The 20754-nt window shown below is 73.3% G+C and carries 24 protein-coding genes; 11 read left to right on the forward strand and 13 right to left on the reverse strand.

What is annotated here, in order from left to right; translation table 11 throughout:
• The first annotated feature begins 15 nt into the window (after window positions 1-15).
• From ACLQ22_RS04490 to ACLQ22_RS04510, 5 genes are all read left to right on the forward strand, one after another.
• The gene (locus ACLQ22_RS04490; protein WP_425691191.1) at window positions 16-639 is read left to right on the forward strand and encodes a helix-turn-helix domain-containing protein; all 624 of its coding nucleotides are present in this window, start codon (window positions 16-18) and stop codon (window positions 637-639) included.
• Window positions 636-1400 (forward strand): hypothetical protein, encoded by a 765-nt coding sequence (locus ACLQ22_RS04495; protein WP_425691192.1) that lies wholly within the window; start codon window positions 636-638, stop codon window positions 1398-1400. Before ACLQ22_RS04490 ends, ACLQ22_RS04495 begins: the two co-directional genes overlap by 4 nt.
• A gap of 70 nt (window positions 1401-1470) precedes the next feature.
• Window positions 1471-1785, forward strand: coding sequence for a DUF2516 family protein (locus ACLQ22_RS04500; RefSeq protein WP_425691193.1), 315 nt, complete (start codon window positions 1471-1473; stop codon window positions 1783-1785).
• Window positions 1782-2669 (forward strand): alpha/beta fold hydrolase, encoded by an 888-nt coding sequence (locus ACLQ22_RS04505; RefSeq protein WP_366639995.1) that lies wholly within the window; start codon window positions 1782-1784, stop codon window positions 2667-2669. The genes ACLQ22_RS04500 and ACLQ22_RS04505 overlap by 4 nt, the downstream gene beginning before the upstream one ends.
• 11 nt (window positions 2670-2680) lie before the next feature.
• On the forward strand, window positions 2681-3418 hold the full coding sequence (locus ACLQ22_RS04510; protein ID WP_366639993.1) for an alanyl-tRNA editing protein: 738 nt from the start codon (window positions 2681-2683) through the stop codon (window positions 3416-3418).
• Window positions 3419-3464: 46 nt separating this feature from the next.
• On the opposite strand, the gene ACLQ22_RS04515 is transcribed toward ACLQ22_RS04510, so the two are convergent.
• Window positions 3465-4367 carry a GNAT family N-acetyltransferase gene (locus ACLQ22_RS04515; RefSeq protein ID WP_327029680.1) on the reverse strand — a complete coding sequence of 301 codons (903 nt, stop codon included), beginning with the start codon at window positions 4365-4367 and terminating at the stop codon, window positions 3465-3467.
• A gap of 157 nt (window positions 4368-4524) precedes the next feature.
• On the reverse strand, window positions 4525-5148 hold the full coding sequence (locus ACLQ22_RS04520; protein WP_425691194.1) for a CGNR zinc finger domain-containing protein: 624 nt from the start codon (window positions 5146-5148) through the stop codon (window positions 4525-4527).
• Window positions 5149-5213: 65 nt separating this feature from the next.
• On the opposite strand from ACLQ22_RS04520, the gene ACLQ22_RS04525 reads away from it, so the two are divergent.
• Window positions 5214-5663, forward strand: coding sequence for a VOC family protein (locus ACLQ22_RS04525; RefSeq protein WP_425691195.1), 450 nt, complete (start codon window positions 5214-5216; stop codon window positions 5661-5663).
• Window positions 5664-5721: 58 nt separating this feature from the next.
• Here ACLQ22_RS04525 and ACLQ22_RS04530 read toward each other — a convergent pair whose 3' ends face one another.
• Entirely contained in the window at window positions 5722-6417 is a 696-nt protein-coding gene (locus tag ACLQ22_RS04530) for a nucleotidyltransferase domain-containing protein (protein ID WP_425691470.1), read from the reverse strand.
• Window positions 6418-6493: 76 nt separating this feature from the next.
• Between ACLQ22_RS04530 and ACLQ22_RS04535 the strand changes: the two genes are divergently transcribed.
• The gene (locus ACLQ22_RS04535) at window positions 6494-7408 is read left to right on the forward strand and encodes an SDR family oxidoreductase (RefSeq protein ID WP_425691196.1); all 915 of its coding nucleotides are present in this window, start codon (window positions 6494-6496) and stop codon (window positions 7406-7408) included.
• Here the strand turns inward: ACLQ22_RS04535 and ACLQ22_RS04540 are convergent.
• On the reverse strand, window positions 7399-8388 hold the full coding sequence (locus ACLQ22_RS04540; RefSeq protein WP_425691197.1) for a helix-turn-helix transcriptional regulator: 990 nt from the start codon (window positions 8386-8388) through the stop codon (window positions 7399-7401). The two genes, ACLQ22_RS04535 and ACLQ22_RS04540, sit on opposite strands and share 10 nt — an antisense overlap.
• A gap of 137 nt (window positions 8389-8525) precedes the next feature.
• Here ACLQ22_RS04540 and ACLQ22_RS04545 point away from each other — a divergent pair, with 137 nt between their 5' ends.
• Genes ACLQ22_RS04545 through ACLQ22_RS04555 form a run of 3 tightly spaced genes read left to right on the forward strand, consistent with a single transcriptional unit; the run spans window position 8526 to window position 10742 of the window.
• Window positions 8526-9062, forward strand: coding sequence for a VOC family protein (locus ACLQ22_RS04545; protein ID WP_425691198.1), 537 nt, complete (start codon window positions 8526-8528; stop codon window positions 9060-9062).
• Window positions 9055-9858 carry a MerR family transcriptional regulator gene (locus ACLQ22_RS04550; RefSeq protein ID WP_425691199.1) on the forward strand — a complete coding sequence of 268 codons (804 nt, stop codon included), beginning with the start codon at window positions 9055-9057 and terminating at the stop codon, window positions 9856-9858. Before ACLQ22_RS04545 ends, ACLQ22_RS04550 begins: the two co-directional genes overlap by 8 nt.
• 50 nt (window positions 9859-9908) lie before the next feature.
• Complete coding sequence (locus ACLQ22_RS04555; RefSeq protein WP_425691200.1) at window positions 9909-10742, forward strand: EI24 domain-containing protein; 834 nt, start codon at window positions 9909-9911, stop codon at window positions 10740-10742.
• A 36-nt stretch (window positions 10743-10778) separates the two neighbouring features.
• Here the strand turns inward: ACLQ22_RS04555 and ACLQ22_RS04560 are convergent, their stop codons facing one another.
• The 8 genes from ACLQ22_RS04560 to ACLQ22_RS04595 all read right to left on the reverse strand — a co-directional run bounded on the left by ACLQ22_RS04560 (window position 10779) and on the right by ACLQ22_RS04595 (window position 18757).
• Window positions 10779-11675 carry a GNAT family N-acetyltransferase gene (locus tag ACLQ22_RS04560; RefSeq protein WP_425691201.1) on the reverse strand — a complete coding sequence of 299 codons (897 nt, stop codon included), beginning with the start codon at window positions 11673-11675 and terminating at the stop codon, window positions 10779-10781.
• A 1-nt stretch (window position 11676) separates the two neighbouring features.
• A complete protein-coding gene (locus ACLQ22_RS04565) occupies window positions 11677-12090 on the reverse strand; it encodes a RidA family protein (RefSeq protein WP_425691202.1) in 414 nt (137 codons plus the stop codon).
• Between the two features lie 57 nt (window positions 12091-12147).
• Complete coding sequence (locus tag ACLQ22_RS04570) at window positions 12148-13152, reverse strand: LacI family DNA-binding transcriptional regulator (RefSeq protein WP_416607580.1); 1005 nt, start codon at window positions 13150-13152, stop codon at window positions 12148-12150.
• Window positions 13153-13169: 17 nt separating this feature from the next.
• A complete protein-coding gene (locus ACLQ22_RS04575) occupies window positions 13170-14540 on the reverse strand; it encodes a GH1 family beta-glucosidase (protein ID WP_425691203.1) in 1371 nt (456 codons plus the stop codon).
• Window positions 14537-15370, reverse strand: coding sequence for a carbohydrate ABC transporter permease (locus ACLQ22_RS04580; protein WP_366639974.1), 834 nt, complete (start codon window positions 15368-15370; stop codon window positions 14537-14539). Before ACLQ22_RS04580 ends, ACLQ22_RS04575 begins: the two co-directional genes overlap by 4 nt.
• On the reverse strand, window positions 15367-16377 hold the full coding sequence (locus ACLQ22_RS04585) for a carbohydrate ABC transporter permease (protein WP_425691204.1): 1011 nt from the start codon (window positions 16375-16377) through the stop codon (window positions 15367-15369). Before ACLQ22_RS04585 ends, ACLQ22_RS04580 begins: the two co-directional genes overlap by 4 nt.
• 76 nt (window positions 16378-16453) lie before the next feature.
• Window positions 16454-17755: an ABC transporter substrate-binding protein gene (locus tag ACLQ22_RS04590; RefSeq protein WP_425691205.1), complete on the reverse strand. Its 1302-nt coding sequence runs from the start codon at window positions 17753-17755 to the stop codon at window positions 16454-16456.
• A 240-nt stretch (window positions 17756-17995) separates the two neighbouring features.
• Window positions 17996-18757, reverse strand: a complete 762-nt coding sequence (locus ACLQ22_RS04595; RefSeq protein ID WP_425691206.1) for a maleylpyruvate isomerase family mycothiol-dependent enzyme — start codon at window positions 18755-18757, stop codon at window positions 17996-17998.
• A 70-nt stretch (window positions 18758-18827) separates the two neighbouring features.
• Here ACLQ22_RS04595 and ACLQ22_RS04600 point away from each other — a divergent pair, with 70 nt between their 5' ends.
• Complete coding sequence (locus ACLQ22_RS04600) at window positions 18828-19919, forward strand: UDP-N-acetylmuramate dehydrogenase (RefSeq protein WP_425691207.1); 1092 nt, start codon at window positions 18828-18830, stop codon at window positions 19917-19919.
• A 22-nt stretch (window positions 19920-19941) separates the two neighbouring features.
• On the opposite strand, the gene ACLQ22_RS04605 is transcribed toward ACLQ22_RS04600, so the two are convergent.
• Complete coding sequence (locus ACLQ22_RS04605) at window positions 19942-20739, reverse strand: class I SAM-dependent methyltransferase (protein ID WP_425691208.1); 798 nt, start codon at window positions 20737-20739, stop codon at window positions 19942-19944.
• Between the last annotated feature and the right edge of the window lie 15 nt (window positions 20740-20754).

The following is a 20754-nucleotide window of genomic DNA, read 5'->3' on the forward strand; positions in this document are numbered from 1 at the left end:
CGTTAGCGTCGGGCCATGGCCACTGGTAAGGACCTTCCCGACGTCGGCGGGTTCATTCGCGACCTGCGCCGCAACGCGAAGATCTCGCTCCGACAGCTCGCCGAGCAGGCGGGGGTCAGCAACCCGTACCTCAGTCAGATCGAGCGCGGCCTGCGCAAGCCGAGCGCCGAGGTGCTCCAGCAGCTCGCCAGCGCGCTGCGCGTCTCCACCCCGGCGATGTACCTGCGGGCCGGGCTGCTCGACGACAAGGAGGGCCAGGGCGTGCTCGCGGCCATCTCCGTCGATCCCGACCTGACGATGGCGCAGAAGCAGTCGCTCACCCAGATCTACGAGACGTTCCGCCGGGAGAACGCCCGGCTCGCCGAGGCGACCGCGGCGGCCACCGGCACCACGCCCCCCGCCGGGCCCGACGCCACTTCCGGCGCGGGCACGCCGGATCCCGTCGAGGCGGCGCCCGACCTGGCCAACCTCGCCGCCACGGGCCCCACCACACCGGAGGGCACCCCGACCGAGGCCGTTCTGGAGTCGGTCGCCGTCACCGAGGCCGGCCCCGCCCCCGCTCCGACCGACACCCCCGAGAAGAAGGCCGCCCGCGACGCGGCCCGGAAGGCCGCCGACGCGGCCGAAGAGGAGAAGTGATGACCCAGCCGAAGACCAGCCGCATCCCGGCCCCGATCTACGCCGCCGCGGGCGCGGGCGAGCTCGCCCTCCAGCAGCTGCGCAAGCTCCCCGCCGTGGTGACCGACCTCGGCACCAAGGTCGTCGCCGACCTGGGCGGCAAGGCCGTCGTCACCGGCGTCGAGCTGCGCCAGAAGGCCAACGACACGCTGCGGACGGCGAACCTGACCGCCGGCAGCCTGCGGGAGAAGGCCGTCCCGACCGAGCTGGACCTGAAGCGCCTCCGCGAGGCCGCCGACCTGAACAAGCTGCGCGAGGTCGCCGACCTCGAGCGGCTGCGCGAGATCGCGGACCTCGACCGGCTCCGGGCGGTGGCGACCCGCAACGCCGCCGTGGTGGTCGCCGGCGCCCAGGCCGCGCAGGAGCGGGCGCAGGCCGCGTACGTCGCGCTGGTCGCCCGGGGCGAGCGGGTCGTCGGGGCCGGCGTGCTGGAGGCCGCCGAGACCGTGAACGCCGACATCGAGGCGACCGAGGCCGAGACCGAGCCGGCCGGGGCCGCCGCGAAGCCGGCCACCGTGCGCTCCGTCACCGCCGACGTGCCCACCCAGGCCGTCGCCGAGGAGGTGCCGACCCCGGCCGACGTGGCCGAGGTGCTGGAGGCCAAGCCGGCCGCCGCGAAGAAGGCGACGACCAAGGCCACCAAGGCCGCCGCCAAGCCGGCCGCCACCCCGTCGGCGAAGCTGCCCCGGGCCACCAAGCGGACCCGCCCGGCCGCCGAGTAGTTCGTTCCGCCGGTGACCCCGGATGCGTCCTGTCGGACGTATCCGGGGTCACCGGCATAAGCTTGCCGGCATGGCCTACGCCGCGCCGCTCTTCGCCTTCGATGTTCGCTACGTGGTCGAGCTGATCCTGCTCGTCTTCGCGTTGGTCGTGCAGGGCATCGCCCTGGTGCACGCCATCACGCAGCGTTCCGACGCCTTCTCCGCCATCGGCACCCTGCCCAAGGGCGGCTGGATCGGCATCCTCGCCGTCTGCCTGGTGCTGACCCTGCTCGGCTTCGGCCCGATCAGTCTCTTCGGGCTCATCGGCATCGCCGCCGGCCTGATCTACCTGCTCGACGTCCGGGTGGGGCTGCGCGACCTGAGCGACGGCAAAGGGTTCTGGTGAGGGGTTTCCGCTGGCCTCCGCCGCCGGACGGCGGGCCCCGCACCTGGGGGCCGGGCCCGGGCGCCCCGCGTACCGGCCGACCGGCCCTGCCGGAGCCGGACACCGAGCTGGTCGCCACGCCGCACGGCGTACGCCTGGAACAGCTCGTCACCGGCACGGGTGACCCGGTCACGGTGTTCGCCCACGGGCTGGGCAACGGCATCGCGACCACCCGGCCGTTCGGCAGCGGCGTGACGGGCCGCAAGCTGTTCTTCCAGTTCCGCGGGCACGGCCGCTCCGACGCGCCACCCGGCCCCTGGAGCTACCTGGACCTCGCCCGCGACCTGCGCGCGGTCGCCGACCTCGGCGGCGCCACCCGGGCCTTCGGCGCCAGCCTCGGCGCGGGCGCGCTCTGCCGGCTGCTCGCCGAGAGCCCCGAACGCTTCGAGCGACTCGTCGTCTTCCTGCCCGCGGCGCTCGACCGGCCGCGCGGCGAGGTCGCCCGGGCCCGGCTGACCGCGCTGTTCGAGGCCGTGGAGAGCGGCGACGCCTCCGCCGTGGCCGACGTGGTCCAGGCCGAGCTGCCGTCCGCCGTACGCAACACCCCGGCCGGCTGGGCCTACCTGCGCCAGCGCCTCGACCAGCTCCTGCGCGACGGGCTCGCCCCCGGGTTGGCGAGCCTGCCCGAGCAGGCGCCCCTGGACGACGCCGGCTCGCTGGCCGCGGTCGCCGCGCCGGCCCTGGTGATCGGTTGCGCCGGCGACGACCTGCACCCGGTCGAGGTCGCCGAGCAGCTCGCGGCCGCGCTGCCCCGGGCCACCCTGCACGTGTACGACCGGCCCGGCGTCCTCTGGACGGAACGCGCCGACCTGCGAAGCCGGATATCCGCCTTCCTGAACGAGTAACGTGCCCTGACATGGGCGTCACACACCACGGTCGTACGCACCGGTTGGACCTCGCCGATCCGACGCTGCGGGAGTGGGAGTGCACGGTGCTGCACGCCGATCCCGAGCAGGGCATCGTGCTGGACCGGTCGGCGTTCTATCCGGGCGGCGGCGGACAGCCGCCGGACCACGGCGTACTGCTCTGGCAGGGGGTGCAGACCCGGATCGTCGGCACCCGCAAGGGCGACGACCTCTGGCTGATCCCGGCCGAGGGCGACCCGCTGCCGCCGGCGGGAACGGCGGTCACCGGCGCGGTCGAGGACGACCGGCGCACCCGGCTGATGCGGACCCACTCCGGGCTGCACGTGCTCTGCGGGGTGGTGTTCCGCGACTTCGGCGCGCTCGTCACGGGCGGCAACATGGAGCCGGGCGAGGCCAGGATGGACTTCAACCTGCCCGAGGTGCCGTCGGACTTCAAGAGCCGCATCGAGGAGCTGGTCAACGCCGAGGTGGCCGCCGACCGGGCGGTGGCCGTGCGGGTGCTGCCCCGGGCGGAGGCGCTCGCCCTGCCCGACATCATCCGTACCCAGTCGAACCTGATCCCGCCGGAGGAGCAGGAGGTGCGGATCGTCGACATCGTCGGGCTGGACGTCCAGGCCGACGGCGGCACGCACGTCGCCTCCACCGCGCAGATCGGCAAGGTGCAGGTGGTCAAGGTGGAGAGCAAGGGGCGGGCCAACCGTCGGGTCCGCGTACGGCTGGCCGACTGAACCGGGTGGCTCCCGGCGCCGGTCGTCGACGCCGGGAGCCGGGCCGTCACACGAGATCGATGCGTTCCCGCTCGATCGGGTAGCCCGCCCGGGCGAAGGCGGCGGCCATCGGATGGTTCGTCTGGTCGGTGGCCGCCACGATCTCGGTCACTCCCGCCTCGACGAGCAGGTGGGTGGCCTCGACCAGCAGGTCGTACGCGTAGCCGTGCCCGCGCTGCTCGGGCACCACGCCGACGAAGCCGACGACCGGATCGCTGTGGTTGCGGGCCGGCACGGTGACGCCGACCAGTTCACCGGCCGGCGTCCAGGCCAGCCGCCACCAGTCGCGCGGGCTCGGCAGCCAGCGCAACAGGTCGAGCTCCTCCCGCGCCGCCGCTTCCGGCCCGTGCTCGGCGGCGGCGCGGCGGGTGTGGGCGTCGAGACTTCCCTCGCCGATGCGGCGCAGCACGTCGAGGATCACGGCGTCGTCGGGTTCCGGGCGGAACTCCAACCGGCCGGGCCGGGCGGGCAGCCCGTGCTCCCGCGTCCACCGGTACCGGTACCGCGCGACCAGCGGGGACATGCCGGCGGCGGTCGCCGCGTCGATGCGGGCCTGCGCCTCCGCCCGGACGGCCGGGTCGTCCCGCCAGCCGGATGGCAGCGAGAGAGAGTACTCGGCCCGCAGCGGCGCGGCGCGCAGCAGCCGGACCGCGGCCTCGTGGTCGGTGAAGTCGAGCCAGTCGAGGGCCAGCGGAGACTCGTCGTCCGGCCCACCCCACCAGGCGGCGCGGGCCACCACGGTGCCGGCGCGCAGGGCGACCCAGCTCCACTCGGGACGGTACTGACCGTCGGCGGCCATGTCGGAGTAGTTGTCGCCGAAGGCGGCGCGCCCCACCAGCCTGGTGTGGGGCAGGGAGTCGAACAGTGCTTCCTCGCCCGCGGTGAGCGGGCGGATGACCAGGTCGGTCATGAGGTCCTTCCGGGTTTCGTGCCCCCGGCTCAGAACCGTGGTGCCCTCGTGGCCGGGCGGGAGCACAGCGATGTCGTGGACACGGCGCTCACCTCCCTTTCCTCGACGAGGGCGTGCCGGAACCCTAACAGGGGCCCGCGGCCGCCGGGCAACGGATTTACTCGGCGCGGCGGGCGCGCAGCGAGCGGACCTTGTGCCGGTTGCCGCAGCGCTCCATCGCGCACCAGCGTCGCCGGCCGGGGCGCGAGGTGTCCACGAAGACGAGGTAGCAGTCGTGCGTGGCGCACTCGCGGATGCGGTCGCGGTACGGGCCGGTGAACAGGTCCACCGCGTCCCGGGCGATGCTGGCCAGCGGCTGTCCGCCGGTGGCCGGCAGCGCCCAGGCGCGCGCCCCGTCCGGGGCGAGTTGCGGCGCCAGCGGCATGCCGGCCGCCGCCCGGTTGAGGCTGGCGAGGTCGTCGGGGGTCGCGTCGAAGGTGGCCGGGTCGCCGGCCGGCGGCCGGGCCCCGGTGCGTACGCAGACCAGCCGCCACAGCGCGTCCCGTAGCCGGCGGGCGGCCACCAGTTCGTCGGCGGCCACCTCGATCCGGGCCGGGTCGAGGCGCAGCCGGGACAGCGCCAGCCAGTCGGCGAGGTCGCGGGGCCGGTGCAGCACCTCGTAGCGGGCCAGCGGGCCCGGGCCGCCGGTGGTGAGGAGTTCCAGGCAGAGCGCACCGGGGTCGAAGAGGTAGCGGGTCCCTTCGGGGCTGGTCAGGGTGAGTCCGCTTGCGCCGTCGGTCATGTAACCACTATAACTGGTTACATCGGTGGTCGTGAGGGCGGTCGCCGGAGACCGAGGAGGACGCCATGGCCGTGGAGTGGAAGCTCGTCGTCGACTGCGCCGACCCGAACGCGCAGGCCCGGTTCTGGGCGGCGGCCCTCGGCTACGAGATCGAGGACAACAGCGGGCTGATCGAGCGCCTGCTCGGCGGCGGCGCGATCGGGCCGGAGGCGTACCTCGACATCGACGGGCGCAAGGCGTGGCGGCAGTTGGCCGCCGTCCGGCACCCCGACGACCCGGTCGACCCGGCCAGCGGCACCGGGCTGGGCCGCCGGCTGCTGTTCCACCAGGTGCCCGAGCGCAAGCAGGTCAAGAACCGGCTCCACGTCGACCTGCACGTCGGCCCCGCCGAGCGGGAGGCGACGGTGAAGCGGCTGGAGGGGCTCGGCGCCACCGTGCTGCGCGAGGTGGCCGACTTCGGCAGCGTGCACACCACCATGGCCGACCCGGAGGGCAACGAGTTCGACGTGCAGTGACCCACCCCCGCACGGCCCCGCCAGGGGCACGTCCGCACCCCGGATCGGCCGGGGGAGGTCAGGGCGTGGCGGCCGCCGGTGGCAGGTGGGCGGCGCGCACGTCGAGCAGCCAGCGCTCCACGGTCGCCTCGTCCGGGCGGTCCGGCAGCGGGGTGCGGACGCGGTCGAAGTCCCGCTCCGCCTCGGCGATCAGCGTCCGGGCCTCGTCCAACGCGCCGCCGGCCACCCGCTCGCCGAAGCTGCGGAACCACTGCGGGTCGGCGAGCCGGATCTCCAGCACGCCGGTGGCGTAGAGCAGCCGGCCCTGGTGCACCAGCCGGGCCAGGTGCCGGGCGTGCTTGGCGGTGCGCCGCCGGGTGTCGGCGGAGAACGTCCCGTCGCCCCGGGACTCGAGCTTGCGGAACTGCTGGCCGGCGTAGCCCAGGTAGGCGTCGCGGACGCGGGGCGCGCTGAGGAACGCCGAGCGGATGGCGACCAACCGGTCGCCGAACTCCGTACGGGTCTCATAGCAGTCCTCCGGCAACCAGGCCAGCTCGGTGGCGGTCGGGTTGCCGCTCATCGCCAGGCGGCACCACTTCGCCGCCTCGTGCAGGGTGACGTCGGGGTCGGTGGTCACCACCGACTCGCGGGGCGGGTGCAGACCGTGGAACGCGACGGTGGGCGCGGCGAAGACGCCGATCCGGTCGACGTCGGAGCCCGGCCCGGCCAGCCCGTACGCGACCGAGCCGACGATCCCGGAGAGCAGCAGGTGCATGCCGGCGAGCATGACGGACGACACGGCTTCGCGAAACCGGACTTCGGCTGTCAGGTATCGCTGACAGGCTCGCCGCATGACGAAACCGCTGACAGGAAAGATCGCGCTCGTCGCCGGGGCGACCCGGGGCGCCGGCCGGCAGATCGCGGTCCAGCTCGGTGCCGCCGGCGCCACGGTCTACGCCACCGGCCGCAGCAGCCGGGCCGGCCGCTCCGAGATGGACCGCCCGGAGACCATCGAGGAGACCGCCGAAATGGTCACCGCCGCCGGCGGCACCGGCATCGCGGTCCGGGTCGACCATCTCGTACCCGAGCAGGTCCGCGACCTGGTCGCCCGGATCGACGCCGAGCAGGGCCGGCTCGACGTGCTGGTCAACGACATCTGGGGCGGCGACCCCCTGACCACCTGGGAGAAGCCGGTCTGGGAGCAGCCGCTGGAGGCCGGCTTCCGCAGCCTGCGCCTGGCGATCGACACGCACATCGTCACCGCCCACTTCGCCCTGCCGCTGATGATCCGCCGTCCCGGCGGCCTGGTGGTGGAGGTCGGCGACGGCACACGGGAGCACAACGAGGCCAACTACCGCCTCTCGGTCTTCTACGACCTGGCCAAGGTCTCCGTGAACCGGCTCGCCTTCAGTTGGGCGCACGAGCTGAAGCCGCACGGCTGCACCGCCGTCGCGCTCACGCCGGGCTGGCTGCGCTCCGAGGCGATGCTGGAGCACTACGGCGTCACCGAGGAGAACTGGCGCGACGGTGCCGCGAAGGAACCGCACTTCGTCATGTCGGAGACGCCGGCCTTCGTCGGGCGCGCGGTGGCCGCCCTGGCCGCCGACCCGGACCGGGCCCGCTGGAACGGCGAGTCGCTCGACAGTGGAGGGCTGGCCCAGGTGTACGGCTTCACCGACCTGGACGGCACCCGGCCGCACTGGGCGCGCTACAACACCGAGGTGGTGGAGCCCGGCCTGCCGGCCGACGACACCGGCTACCGCTGACCCGGGCCGGGGCCGGCGTAGCGGCGGGCCGTTCGCTCGGCCGCCTCGGCCAGCCGCGCCCGCAGCTCCGGCGGGTCGAGCACCTCCACCTCGGGGCCCAGCCCGAGCAGCTGGTGGTACGCGACGTCGACGGACTCGACGGGCAGCCGGGTCACCACCCAGCCCTGCCCGTCGGGGCCGCCGGCGGCGGCGACGGCCTCGTCGTACGCGAAGGGGGCGTCCGCCACGTGCCGGAGCTGGCGCAGGCCGGCGGGGCTGAGCCGGACGGTGGCCCGCTCCCGCAGCACGCCCCGGTGGAACGCCTCGGCCTGTTCCCGCCAGTACCCGGCCAGGTCGAAGCCCTCGTCCCGGTCGAAGGTCTCCGGGGCCACCCGCACGCCGGTGACCCGGTCCACCCGGTAGGTGCGCACGTCGTCGCCGACCCGGCCCACCAGATACCAGACGCCGTTCTTCAGTACCAGCCCGTACGGCCGCACGGTGCGCGTCACCTCGCGGTCGCCGCGTCGGTAGCGCAGCTCGACCACCCGGTCCCGCCAGACCGCGCCGGCCAGCTCGGTCAGCCACGGCGGCGGCCCCACCTCCCGGAACCAGCCCGGCACGTCCAGGTGGAACCGCTGTCCGGTGCGGGCCGGGGCGTCGCGGAGCGTGGGCGGCAGCGCGGCCAGCACCTTCAGCTCGGCCGAGGCGACGGCGTCCGCGAGCCCCATGTCGCCCGCCGGCCCGGGCAGCCCGGCCAGGAAAAGCGCCTCCGCCTCGTCCCGGGTCAGCCCGGTCAGCCGGGTCCGGTAGCCGCCGAGCAGTCGGTAGCCGCCGGTGCGGCCCCGGTCGGCGTAGACGGGCACCCCGGCGGCGGAGAGCGCCAGCACGTCCCGGTAGACGGTCCGCTCGGAGACCTCCAGCTCCCGGGCCAGCTCCGCCGCGGTCATCGTCTCGCGCGCCTGGAGCAGCAGAACCAACGAGATCAACCGGGCCGCCCGCACGCGTCCATCCTGCCGTGCCCGCTCGGCCGTCCCCAGCCGGTGGTCCGCCTCCTCCGGCGTCGTGTCCGGTCACGCCCACCGAGATTGTTGCGGATCCGGCTTGACCCTCACGGTGCGTGAGGCCGGAGGGTAGGTGCATGAGTGACTACTACGACGCTTTCGAGATGAGTCCCGTGCCCACCCCCGGCCCGGACGCGGTCGCGCCGGAGCCGTTCCGGGGCATCTACGGAATGCCCGCGTTCGTGACGATCCCCACGACCGACCTGGCGGCGTCGGTGGACTTCTGGACCCGTGGTCTCGGGTTCTTCGAGCTGTTCAGCATCCCCGGCACGCTCGTGCACCTGCGCCGGTGGGCGTTCCAGGACGTGCTCCTCCGCTCGGCGGAGAGCGTGCCGGCGCAGGCACCGGCGATGAGCTTCAGTTTCTCGGGCGTACTCAACCAGATCGACTCCCTTGTCGAGGCATGTCGTGCGTTGCGCCCGGACTCGGTCGACGGCCCACGGGACACCCCCTGGAACACCCGCGACGTGGAGGTGATCACCCCCGAGAACGCACGGATCATCTTCACGGCGGCGAAGCCCTTCGACCCGGCCAGCCAGGAGGCGCGCAACCTTGAAGCCATCGGGATCACCCCACCGGGCTCCGGTCGCGGCGACAATGAGGAGCATGCCTGACGCCACCGACGCGGACGGCCTGACCGTCGGCCAGGTTTCGACGCGTCTGGGCGTGACGGTCCGCGCGCTGCACCACTGGGACGACATCGGTCTGGCGCGCCCGTCGCTGCGCACGACCGCCGGATACCGGCTCTACACCGCCGGCGATCTGGAACGCCTGCACCGCATCGTCGTCTATCGGGAACTCGGCCTCGGCCTGGACGGAATCCGGGCCATCCTGGACGACTCGGCGGCGGACGTGCCCGGCGCACTGCGCGCGCAGCGCACCCAGATCGCCCAACGGATCGACCGCCTCCAGCAGCTCAGCGCCGGCCTGGACCGGATGATCGCCGCCCACGAACGCGGCCTGCTGCTGACCGCCGAGCAGCAGGCCGCGATCTTCGGTCCGCGGTGGGACCCGGACTCGCCCGCCCAGGCGCGTCAGCGCTACGGAGACACGACGCAGTGGCAGCAGTACGCTGAACGCTCCGCCTTCCGCAGCCCGGAGGAATGGCAGGCCGTCGCCGACGCGGTCGCCGACCTCGACCGTGCCCTCGCGGACGCGATGGACGCCGGTGTCACCCCTGGCAGCCCGCAGGCCAATCAACTCGTCGAGCGGCACCGCGCGGTGTTCACCTCGTACTTTCCCCTCACCAGGCAGATGCAGGTCTGTCTCGGTCGCATGTACGAGGCCGACCCGGGGTTCGCCGCCCACTACGACGGCATCCGCGCCGGCCTCGCCACGTGGTTCCGGCAGAGCATCGACGCCAACGCACGCGCCCACGACATCGACCCCGACACCGCCACCTGGCAGTAGCGCGCGGGTCCGGAGCCCGCACTGGTGGGGTACAACTAGGCTCTGCGGTCGTGAACGCACCCCGCATCGCCGCGCCCGTGACCGGTGCCGCCGGCCGGTTCTTCACCGGCGTGGGCCTGCTCCTGCGCGGCCTCGGTCTCTACGTCCGCAGCCCCGGGCTGATGCTGCTCGGCGTCATTCCGGCGCTGATCTCGGGCGCGCTCTTCGTGACCGCGTTCGCCACCCTGGCGTACTTCGTCGACGACCTGGCGGCGCTGGTCACCCCGTTCGCCGACGACTGGTCGACCACCTCGCGCAGCCTCGTCCGCGTGATCGCCGGGCTGGCCTTCCTCGGCCTCGGCGGCCTGCTCGCGGTGGTCAGCTTCACCGCCGTCACCCTGGTCATCGGCGACCCGTTCTACGAGAAGATCTCCGAACGGGTCGAGGAACGCCTCGGCGGCACCCCCAACGCGGTCGACGTGCCGTTCTGGCCGTCGCTGCGCCGCAGCATCGCCGACTCGCTGCGGCTGGTGGGCCTGTCGATCCTCTTCGGCATCCCGCTCTTCGCCGCCGGCTTCATCCCGGTGGTCGGCCAGACCGTGGTGCCGGTGATCGGGGCGGCGGTCGGCGGCTGGCTGCTCGCCGTGGAACTCGTCGGGGCCCCCTTCTACCGGCGCGGCATGCGGCTGCCGGACCGGCGCTCCATCCTCAAGGCGGACCGGCCGACCACGCTCGGCTTCGGGGTGGCGGTCTTCGTCTGCTTCCTGATCCCGCTCGGCGCGGTGATCGTCATGCCGGCCGCCGTCGCCGGGGCGACCCTGCTGGCCCGCCGGTCGCTCGGCCAACCCATCACGGAGGGGCGACCCGTGCCTCCGCCGGTCGGAACGGGCCACGCCGCCGGCTGACCGGACCCGTCAGGACAGGCCGCCGACCGGGACCCGTCAGGGCAGGTCGCGCAGGCAGGACCAGCTCGAGCCGACCGGGCGGTAGCCGAGCCCGACGTTGACCGCCAGCATCGGCGCGTTCGCCTCGTCGTTCGAGGTGTAGGCGACACGTACTCCGCCGGTGGCGGCGCGGTGCAGCGCCGCCGTCTTGACCAGGCGCGCGAGCCCACGCCCCCGGTGCGCCGGCACCGTGCCGGTGTAGTCCGACCACATCCGGTCGCCGTCGCGCTGGACGAGGCTGAAGGACACCACCTCGCCGCCGATTTCCGCCACCGTGCTGGCCACGTGGTCCAGGCCCAGGCTGTCCCAGATCTCGGAGCGCCAGCTCTCGTAACTGATCGCGTCGGCGGGCACGTCCTCCGGCTCGTCGGCCGCCGCCGCCACCTCGGCCAGGTAGACCCGACGCGGCTCGACGTCGGTCAGCGCAAGCAGCCGTACGCCCGGCGGCGACTCCGGCATCGGCAGGGCCGGCCGCAGGTCGAGGGCCGAGTAGCGCAGCTCCCGGCTCGGCGTGAAGCCGTGCCGGCGGGCGAACGGCAGCGACTCCGGCAGCGCCCAGGTGCGGATCCGGCGCGTCCCGATGTCGCGCAGGTGCCCGAGCGCGGCGGTCAGCAACGCGGTGCCGGCGCCCCGGCCCCGGTGCTCCGGATGGACGTGCAGGGTGGAGATCTCGCCGACGTCCGGCTCCGAGGTCCGGCCGTTGCGGTACGCCGACACCCAGCCGACCACGGTGTCGTCGACCTCGGCGACGTACGCGGTCCAGTCCTCACCGGGCGGGGGCTGGGCGATCATCTGCCGGGTCGACTCGACGCCGCGCACCAGATAGGGGTGCACGATCGCACGCATCGCCACCACGGCGGGCGCGTCGTCGGGGCGGGCGGTCCGGATCCGCACGTCAGTTCTCCTCGCGTACGGCGGCGACGACCTCGACCTCGACGAGCTGGTCGGGGTAGCCGAGCACGGCCACCCCGAGCAGGGTGCCGGGCGGCTCGTGGTCGCCGAACGCGTCCCGGACCACCTCCCACACGGCCACCAGGTCGGCCTGCCGGGACGACGCCACGTACACGGTGGTCTTGACGACGTCGGTGAGCCGGGCCCCGGCCGCCGCGAGGGCGGTCTCCAGGTTGGTCATCACCTGCCGGGCCTGGCCGACCGGGTCGCCGGGCGCGACGGTCCGGCCCTCGGCGTCGAGCGGGCAGGCGCCGGCGGTGAACACCAGCCGGGCGGGCGGCTCGACCGTGGCCGCGTACGCGTACTCGGCGACGTCGGAGAGAGCGGGCACGCGGATCAGCCGGGTCGGTGGGGTCACGGCGGTGACGCTACCGCCGGACCCCCGCGGGGCTCGACCGGTTATCCGCCGGCCCGGTCAGGCGGACTCGCGGACGATCAGCTCGGTGGGGAGCACCACGGGCTCGATGGCCTCGCCGGCGGCCAGCCGCAGCAGCAGCCGGGTCATCTGCCGGCCGAGCTGCACGATCGGCTGGCGGACGGTGGTCAGTGGCGGCTCGGTGTACGCGGCCGTCTCGATGTCGTCGAAGCCGATCACCGCCACGTCGTCGGGCACCCGCCGCCCCGCCTCGCGCAGCGTCCGCAGGGCGGCGTGCGCCATCAGGTCGGAGGCGGCGAAGACGGCGTCCAGGTCGGGGTGCTCGGCGAGGAGCTGCCGCATCGCCGTCGCCCCGGACTCGCGGGTGAAGTCGCCGGTCGCCACCAGCTCCGGCAGGCCGGCCTCGGCGACCGTGTTCCGGTAGCCGGCGAGGCGCTCGATGCCGGCCACCATGTCCTGCGGGCCGGCGATGGTGGCGATCCGGCGGCGCCCGCCGTCGAGCAGGTGCCGCACCGCCGTGGCCACCCCGCCGACGTGGTCGACGTCGACGTAGGGCACGTCGGCGCCGTCGAGCGGGCGACCGCTGCACACGACGGGGATGCCCAGCCGGGCGAGCCGGCCGGGCAGCGGGTCCTCGCCGTGCAGCGAGGCGAAGAGCACCCCGTCGACGTGCCGGCCGGTGGTGTAGCGCTCGACCCGGTCGTGCCCGGCGGGCGAGCCGGCCAGCATCAGCACGAGCTGCTTGTCGGCCGCCTCCAGCTCCTGCGCCGCGCCCCGGATGATCCCGGGGAAGACCTGGTCGTCGGAGAAGACCCGGGTGGCGGCCTCCGGCAGCACCAGGGCGATCGAGTCGGTCCGCTGGGTGACCAGGCTGCGGGCGGCCAGGTTCGGCACGTACCCCAGCTCGGCCACCGCCCGGCGGACCGCGTCCCGGATGGGCTCGGCGACCGTCGTGGAGCCGTTCACCACCCGGGACACGGTTGCCCGCGAGACGCCCGCCCGCCGGGCCACCGCCTCCAGTGTCGGCCGCTGCGCCGTCGTCATCCCCGTTACCACCCTCGTCACAGCCCGTTCCGGGAGATCACCTCCTGGTACCACCGGGCGCTGGACTTCGGTGTGCGTCGCTGCGTCAGGTAGTCGACGTGGATGATCCCGAACCGTCGACGGTAGCCCTCGGCCCACTCGAAGTTGTCCAGCAACGACCATACGAGATAGCCCCGGAGGTCCACTCCCCGGGAGATCGCCTCGTGCACGGCGCGCAGGTGCCCGTCGAGGTAGGCGATGCGGTCCGCGTCCACCACCTGCCCGGCGCCGTCGGCGTCGGCCTTGTCGGGGAACGCCGCGCCGTTCTCGGTGACCATCAGCGGCACGCCGGGGTAGTCCGTGGCGATGCGTTCCAGCAGCCGGGTCAGCCCGGCCGGCTCGATCATCCACCCCATGTCGGTCAGCGGCCCGGTCGGCGGGAGGAACTCCACCGCGCCCTCGGTGCCCGGCCAGGCGCTGCCGCCCGCGCCGTCCGGCCGGCCGGCGACGTAGGTGGGGGCGTAGTAGTTGACGCCGAGCAGGTCGATCGGGGCGGCGATCAGCTTCTCGTCGCCGTCGCGGACGAACGTCGGCTCGACGATGCGGGCCACGTGTTCCAGCACGTCGTCCGGGTAGGCCGCCCGCAGCAGAGGGTCGAGGAAGATCCGGTTGTGCAGGCCGTCGACCAGGCGCACCGCCGCCGCGTCCGCGGCGCTGTCCGGGTCGGCCGCGCGCACGTCGGCCGGGTTGACCGTGATCCCGACGGTCTGCGCGCCGGCCGCGCGCAGCGCGCGGGCCGCCAGGCCGTGCCCGAGCAGCAGATGGTGTACGGCGGTGAAGGCCGCGCCCGGGTCCTGCTCGCCGGGGGCGTGCACCCCGTTGCCGTAGCCGAGGTAGGCCGAGCACCACGGCTCGTTGAGCGTGGTCCAGGTGCGGATCCGGTCGCCGAGCCGCGTGTGCACCGCCGTGGCGTACGTGGCGAAGTGCTCGGCGGTCTCCCGGTTGGTCCAGCCGCCCCGGTCCTGGAGGGCCTGCGGCAGGTCCCAGTGGTAGAGCGTGACGATCGGGTCGATGCCCCGGGCCAGCAGCGCGTCGGTCAGCCGGTCGTAGAAGTCCAGGCCGCGCGGGTTGACCGGGCCGGTGCCGTCCGGCTGGATCCGGGGCCAGGCCACCGAGAAGCGGTACGCCCGCAGCCCCAGCTCCGCCATCAGCGCCACGTCGTCGGCGTACCGGTGGTAGTGGTCGCAGGCCACGTCGCCGGTGTGGCCGTGGTGGACCTTGCCCGGCGTACGGCTGAAGGTGTCCCAGATCGACGGGCCGCGACCGTCGTCGGTGGCCGCGCCCTCGATCTGGTACGCGGCGGTGGCCGCACCCCAGACGAAGTCGTCGGGGAATCGCAGAGTGCTCACGCCTTGACCGCACCTTCCATGATGCCGCCGATGATCTGGCGGCCGAACAGGACGAAGACCAGCAACAGCGGGAGGGTCGCGATGGCCGTTCCCGTGAACACCTGGGACATGTCCGTGTAGTACCCGTCGGACAGGGTGCGCAGGGCCAGTTGCACGGTGGGGTTCTCCGGGTCGTTGAGGACAGCGTACGGCCAGAGGAAGTCGTTCCAGGTCGTCATGAACGTGAGCAGCCCCAGCACGGCGGCGGCCGGGCGCAGCGCCGGCAGCACGACGTTCCAGTAGATCCGCGCGGTGTTGCAGCCGTCCACCCGGGCCGCCTCGATCAGCTCGTTGCTGACCGCCTGGCCCGCGTACTGCCGCATCATGAACACCCCGAAGCCGGTGACCAGGGCCGGCACGATCACCGCCGGCAGCCGGTCGTTCCAGTTCAGCTTCGTCATCAGCAGGTAGAGCGGGATGACGCCGAGCTGGGTGGGCACCATCATCGTCGCGATGATCACCATGAGCAGCGCGTTGCGCCCCCGGAACCGCAGCTTGGCGAAGGCGAACCCGGCCAGCGTGGAGAAGAAGACCACCGAGACGGTGACCGTGGTCGCCACGATCGCCGAGTTGACCAGGCCGGCGACGAAGTACGCGTCGGTGTTGTCGAGCAGCCGGGACACGTTCGCGCCGAAGTTGCCGCCGGGGGTGACCGGGGGCGGCAGTTGGCCCATCGCGTCGTTGGAGCGGCTCGCCACCACGAACATCCAGTAGATCGGGAAGATCGACAGGACCCCGGCGGCGATCAGCGCGGCGTAGGTGAGCCGGCTGGCGGCCCAGAGGCGGTTCATCGCGCTCCCTCCTTCGACTTCGCGTCCGCCTTCGGCGCCTTCGTGCCGCCGAGCCGGCGCAGGAGCAGCACGTTGATCGCCGCGACGACCGCGATCAGCGCGAAGAGCAGCCACGCCACCGCCGAGCCGTACCCGAAGTTGTAGTGGGGCGCGAAGGCGTTCTCGAACATGTACATGGTCACGGTCTGCGACTCCCGTAGCGTCCCGCCCCGGATCGGGTTGGTGCCGGAGTGGAACAGCCGGGGCTCGGTGAAGAGCTGGAGCCCGCCGATGGTGGAGATGATGACGGTGAAGATGATCGTCGGCTTGAGCAGCGGCACGGTGATCGACCAGAACTGCCGCGCCCGGCCGGCCCCGTCGATCGCGGCCGACTCGTAGAGGTCGCGCGGGATGGCCTGCATCGCGGCCAGGAAGATCAGCGCGTTGTAGCCGGTCCACCGCCAGTCGACCATGGTGGAGATGGCCACCCAGGACGCGAACCGGTTGGACTTCCACTCGATCGCGTCGATCCCGACCAGGTCGAGCAGCCAGTTGACCATGCCGAACTCGCGGCCGAAGAGCACACCGAAGACGATCGCGACCGCCGCCGTCGACGTGATGTTCGGGATCAGCACCGCCATCCGGAACGTCGTCCGGGCCCGCAGCTGCCGGTTGAGCAGGTTGGCCAGCCAGAGCGCGGCCAGCAGCTGCGGGACGGTGGAGATGACGAAGATGCCGAGGGTGTTGACCACGGCGTGCCAGAAGTCGGCGTCCTCCAGCAGCCGGCTGTAGTTCTCCAGCCCGACGAACGGGTGGTTGCTGCCGAGCAGGTCCCAGTCGTGCAGGGAGACCCAGAAGGTGTAGATCAACGGGTACGCCCCGAACACCCCGAAGAGCACGAAGAACGGGGCGATGAACAGGTAGGGCGAGTACTTCGTGTCGAGGCGGCTGAACCGCATCGTCGGTGGACGCCGACCGGTGCGGGGCGCCGGTGCGACCGGCGGGCGCGGGTCGAGCTGGACGGTCATGCCCGGACCACTCCTTTCCCGGGTGCGGGCGGGACCGGCGCCCCCGGCGCCCTCCCGCCCGCATCCCCGGCTCGGGCTACTTGGCGGCGGCCTTCTTCGCGTTGTTGACCGCGTCCGTCCAGCCCTGATCGGGCTTGCGCTGACCCAGCTCCACCGTCCGGACGGCGTTCTCGACCTCGGTGCGGACGGCCTGGTTCTTCGGCCCCATGTAGACGGGCTTCAGCGTCTTGGCGCCCTCGCCGAAGATCTGCCCGACGGGGGCGTCGGAGAAGTACGCGTTCTTCGCGTCGACGATCGCGGGGTCCGCCAGCGCCTGCGGCGAGGAGGGCAGCGGGCCCTTGGCCTTGAACGCCCCGATCTGGCCCTTGGCGCTGGTCAGGAACTTCGCCAGCTCGATGGCCTCGGCGCGGTGCTTGCTCTGGGTCGGTACGGCGAGCCAGGACCCGCCCCAGTTGCCGCCGTTGCCGGGCACCCGGGCGATGTCCCACTTGCCCTTGGCCTCGGCGCCGGCGTTGCCCTCGATGACGCCCGTCATCCAGGCCGGGCAGGCGATGGTGGCGAACTTGGCCTGCTTGAAGGCCGACACCCACTCCTCGGACCAGGAGCCGTACTTGCCGGAGAGGCCGGAGTCGATGATGTCCATCGTGGTGTCCCAGGCCTGCCGGACCGCCGGGTTGCTGTCCACCACCAGGTTGCCGCTGGTGTCGTAGTAGTGGTAGCCCTGCGCGTTGCCGGCCGTCTGGAGCACGATCGTGTTGAAGATGTTGGTCGCGGCGTCCAGGAACGCGGCGCCGGTGTTCTTCGCCTTGAACTGCTCACCGATCTTGATGTACTCCTGCCAGGTCGGCCAGAGCTTCGACACCGCCTCGCGGTCGGTGGGCAGGCCGGCCTTGGCGAACAGGTCCTTGCGGTAGCACATGGCCATGCCGCCGACGTCGGTGCCCAGGCCGATCAGCTTGCCGTCCTGGGTCATCCCGCCCTTCCACTTCCACTCCAGGAAGTTGCCCTGGAGCTCGGCCCCGCCGTGGTCGAGCAGGTTGACGAAGTTGTCGGGGTTGGCCTTGTACTCGACCATCAACCCCTCTTCGATGGCGACGACGTCGCCCGCGCCCTTGCCGGCGGCGAGCCACTGGGTCAGCTTCGGCGAGTAGTCGTCGAGGTTGGTGCCCGTGCCACGCTCGACGATCTTCACGTTCGGGTGGCTGGCCATGTATTCCTTGTAGAGCTCTTCGTAGCCGAACTGGCTGAACACGTCCACGGTCAACGTGATCTTGCCGTCCTCGGCGGGTTCGTCGCCGGCGCAGCCGGCGGTGGCGAACAGCGCGGTGGCGGCGACGAGGGCCACCGCCGCCAGGCGGCGGCGCGGAAAGACACCCATATCGGTCGGACCCCTCTCAGGTCGTCTGAGGTGGTGAGGCAGGTGGTGGAGCAGAGCTGAGAGAGCGCTCTCACGACAGGGTGGTGGTTGGTCCCGTCCGGTGTCAAGAGAGCGCTCTCTGCTGGTTATCGGTGGGGCCGGACGCGAAGAGAGTGGCCGCCTGTGCCGGGCGGCCACTCTCTTCGTACGTGCGGTGGGATCGCGCGGAGCCCTCGGGGCCCGGCTCCGCGCGGCGGTGGATCAGCCGACGCGGAGGCCCTCCAGCAGGGTGCGGTCGCCGGCCACGTCCAGCGTGTCGAGGCCGACCCGGCCCCAGAGCGCCAGCAGCAGGTCGCTCGCGGTGCCGCTGACCTGCGCCCGGGCGTGGTGGTCGTCGTGGTCGAAGATGGTGGCCGTGTCGAGCAGGGCCACGCCCTCGCCGCGCAGCCGCAGGAACCACTCCTGCCCGGCGTCGACGGCGGAGATCTGCACCACCCCGCGCCACTGGCCGGCGGTGCGGCGCCGGCCGGCAGGCAGCCAGGTGTCCAGGATCTCGCTCACCCCGTCGGCGGCGAGCTTCGCCTCGATCGGCTCGCCCGCCGCGATGGCGAGCTGGGCGTCCCACCGGTGCACCGCGGTCTCGTGCGCCATCCGGCGCGGCCAGAAGCCCGCCCGCTTCGGCTGCGGCGCCCAGTTCCACGCCGGGGCCTCCGGGTCGAGGCCGTCGAAGAGGGTCATCAGCTGGTCGTACGCCTGCTGCCAGAGCTGGAGCGGGGCGACGCCCGGCTCCGGCTCGACCGGCTTCGACCCGCCGGGCGACGGGGTGGCCGCGCCCGTGCCCACGAACGAGTGCACCCAGCGGTAGATCGAGGTGAGGTGCAGCGTCAGGTCGGCGACCGTCCAGCCGGGACAGGACAGCACCGGTGTCTCCGGCGGCGCCTCGGCCGCGGCTGCGGCGAACGCCGGGCCCTCCGCCCGGAGCGCTCCCAACCAGAAGTCCTTCGTGCCATGCAGTCTGCTCATCGCCATCCTCCCGGGGGTGACCGGGCCACCAGTGGGCGCCGCGGCTACCCCTCAGCCTAGGGTGAAAGGCGTGTCAGACGTCTACGCCCAGCCGACAACCGGAACCGAACCCGCCACGACGTGCGACCTGGCGCGATACACCACCTTACGCCTGGGCGGCCCGGCCGGCCGCGTCGTCGCCGGCACGGACGCCGACGGGATCGTACGGGCCGTGCGGGAGGCGGCCGGCCGCGACGAGCAGGTCCTGCTCCTCGCCGGGGGCAGCAACGTCGTGATCGGGGACGCCGGCTTCCCCGGCACCGTGGTCCTGGTGCGCTCCCGGGGCCTGCGGGTGGTCGCCGAGGACGCCGACACCGTCACCGTACGCGTCGAGGCCGGCGAGCCCTGGGACGAGTTGGTCGCCACCACCGTCGCCAACGGCTGGTCCGGGCTGGAGTGCCTCTCCGGCATCCCCGGCTCGACCGGCGCCACCCCGATCCAGAACGTCGGCGCGTACGGCCAGGAGGTCGCCGAGACCATCACCGGCGTCGTGGTCCACGACCGGGTCGAGGGGACCGTCGGGCGGATCGCCGCCGCCGACTGCGGCTTCGCGTACCGGTCCAGCATCTTCAAGTACAGCGACCGCTGGGTGGTGCTCTCCGTCGACTTCCGGCTCGACCGCTCGCCGCTGTCCGGCCCCGTGCGCTACGCGGAACTGGCCCGGGCGCTCGGCGTGCAGGTGGGGGACCGGGTGCCGCTGGCCGATGCCCGCGCCACCGTCCTGCGGCTGCGCGCCGGCAAGGGCATGGTGCTCGACGCGGCCGACCCGGACACCCGCTCGGTCGGCTCGTTCTTCACCAACCCGGTGCTCGACGTCGCCGCGTACGAGCTGCTGCGGGAGCGCGCCGCCGACATCGGCGAGCCGCCCGCCTGGCCCGGCGCGGGTGACGTGGTGAAGGTCAGCGCCGCCTGGCTGATCGACAAGGCCGGCTTCGGCAAGGGCCACCCGGGGCCGGAGGGCGTCGCCATCTCCAGCAAGCACACCCTCGCCCTGACCAACCGCAGCGGCACCGCCAGCACCGCGTCCCTGGTCGAGCTGGCCCGGGAGATCCGCGACGGCGTCCACGACCGCTTCGGCGTGACCCTCCACCCCGAACCCGTCCTCGTCAACTGCACCATCTGACCCCGCCCTCCCGCCGACGGGGTCAGGTGGGGGCGATGGCGGGCCAGGGGAGGGTGAGTTCGCCGTGGCGCCAGCGGCGGGGGCCGTCCAGGACCGGCCAGCCCGCCTCGCGGATCGCGGAGACCGCGCGCAGCCAGCGTTGGCGCGGGCCGTACGGGGCGTAGCCGGCGGCGGCGTGCCAGGCGTCGTCGAGCGCGCGGATCAGGTCGTGGATCCGCTCGCCGGGCACGTTGCGGTGGATCAGCGCCTTGGGCAGCCGTTCGGCCAGCTCCGCCGGGGTGTCCAGGGTGGTGAGCTTCGCGGCGAGGGTGAGCGTACGGGGGCCGTCGGCGTCGATCAGCAGCCAGCCGCCGAGCCGCCCCAACTCGTCGCAGGTGCCCTCGACCAGCAGCCCGCCCGGGGCCAGCCCGGCGGTCACGGCGCGCCAGGCGTCGGCGACCTCGCGCTCGTCGTACTGGCGCAGGACGTTGAACGCGCGGACCAGGGCGGGTCGCAGCCCGGCCAGCTCGAACCCGCCCCGGGCGAAGGTGAGCCGGGGCGGGTCGGCGGACGGCTGGGCGGCGGCGACGCGTACCGGATCGATCTCCAGCCCGACGACCCGCACGTCGGGGCGGACCGCGGTGGCGAGCCGTGCGCACAGTTCGACGGCGGTCACCGGGCTGGCGCCGTAGCCGAGGTCCACCACCAGCGGGTCGGCCGCCTCCCGCAGCGCCTCGCCGCAGGTCTCGACGATCCAGTTGTCCACCCGGCGGAGCCGGTTCGGGTTCGTCGTCCCCCGGGTCACCACGCCGAGCGGCCGGTGCCGCGCCGTGCCCGCCATCTCCGCGACCGTCCG

The organism is Micromonospora sp. DT178, from assembly GCF_049841695.1.
Taxonomy (GTDB): Bacteria; Actinomycetota; Actinomycetes; order Mycobacteriales; family Micromonosporaceae; genus Micromonospora.

Coding starts and splice junctions, on each gene's coding strand:
- ACLQ22_RS04490 (WP_425691191.1), top strand. CDS start 16: ATGGCCACTGGTAAGGACCTTCCCGACGTCGGCGGGTTCATTCGCGAC.
- ACLQ22_RS04500 (WP_425691193.1), top strand. CDS start 1,471: ATGGCCTACGCCGCGCCGCTCTTCGCCTTCGATGTTCGCTACGTGGTC.
- ACLQ22_RS04510 (WP_366639993.1), top strand. CDS start 2,681: ATGGGCGTCACACACCACGGTCGTACGCACCGGTTGGACCTCGCCGAT.
- ACLQ22_RS04515 (WP_327029680.1), bottom strand. CDS start 4,367: ATGACCGACCTGGTCATCCGCCCGCTCACCGCGGGCGAGGAAGCACTG.
- ACLQ22_RS04520 (WP_425691194.1), bottom strand. CDS start 5,148: ATGACCGACGGCGCAAGCGGACTCACCCTGACCAGCCCCGAAGGGACC.
- ACLQ22_RS04525 (WP_425691195.1), top strand. CDS start 5,214: ATGGCCGTGGAGTGGAAGCTCGTCGTCGACTGCGCCGACCCGAACGCG.
- ACLQ22_RS04530 (WP_425691470.1), bottom strand. CDS start 6,417: ATGCACCTGCTGCTCTCCGGGATCGTCGGCTCGGTCGCGTACGGGCTG.
- ACLQ22_RS04535 (WP_425691196.1), top strand. CDS start 6,494: ATGACGAAACCGCTGACAGGAAAGATCGCGCTCGTCGCCGGGGCGACC.
- ACLQ22_RS04545 (WP_425691198.1), top strand. CDS start 8,526: ATGAGTGACTACTACGACGCTTTCGAGATGAGTCCCGTGCCCACCCCC.
- ACLQ22_RS04550 (WP_425691199.1), top strand. CDS start 9,055: ATGCCTGACGCCACCGACGCGGACGGCCTGACCGTCGGCCAGGTTTCG.
- ACLQ22_RS04570 (WP_416607580.1), bottom strand. CDS start 13,152: ATGACGACGGCGCAGCGGCCGACACTGGAGGCGGTGGCCCGGCGGGCG.
- ACLQ22_RS04580 (WP_366639974.1), bottom strand. CDS start 15,370: ATGAACCGCCTCTGGGCCGCCAGCCGGCTCACCTACGCCGCGCTGATC.
- ACLQ22_RS04585 (WP_425691204.1), bottom strand. CDS start 16,377: ATGACCGTCCAGCTCGACCCGCGCCCGCCGGTCGCACCGGCGCCCCGC.
- ACLQ22_RS04590 (WP_425691205.1), bottom strand. CDS start 17,755: ATGGGTGTCTTTCCGCGCCGCCGCCTGGCGGCGGTGGCCCTCGTCGCC.
- ACLQ22_RS04595 (WP_425691206.1), bottom strand. CDS start 18,757: ATGAGCAGACTGCATGGCACGAAGGACTTCTGGTTGGGAGCGCTCCGG.
- ACLQ22_RS04605 (WP_425691208.1), bottom strand. CDS start 20,739: ATGGCGGGCACGGCGCGGCACCGGCCGCTCGGCGTGGTGACCCGGGGG.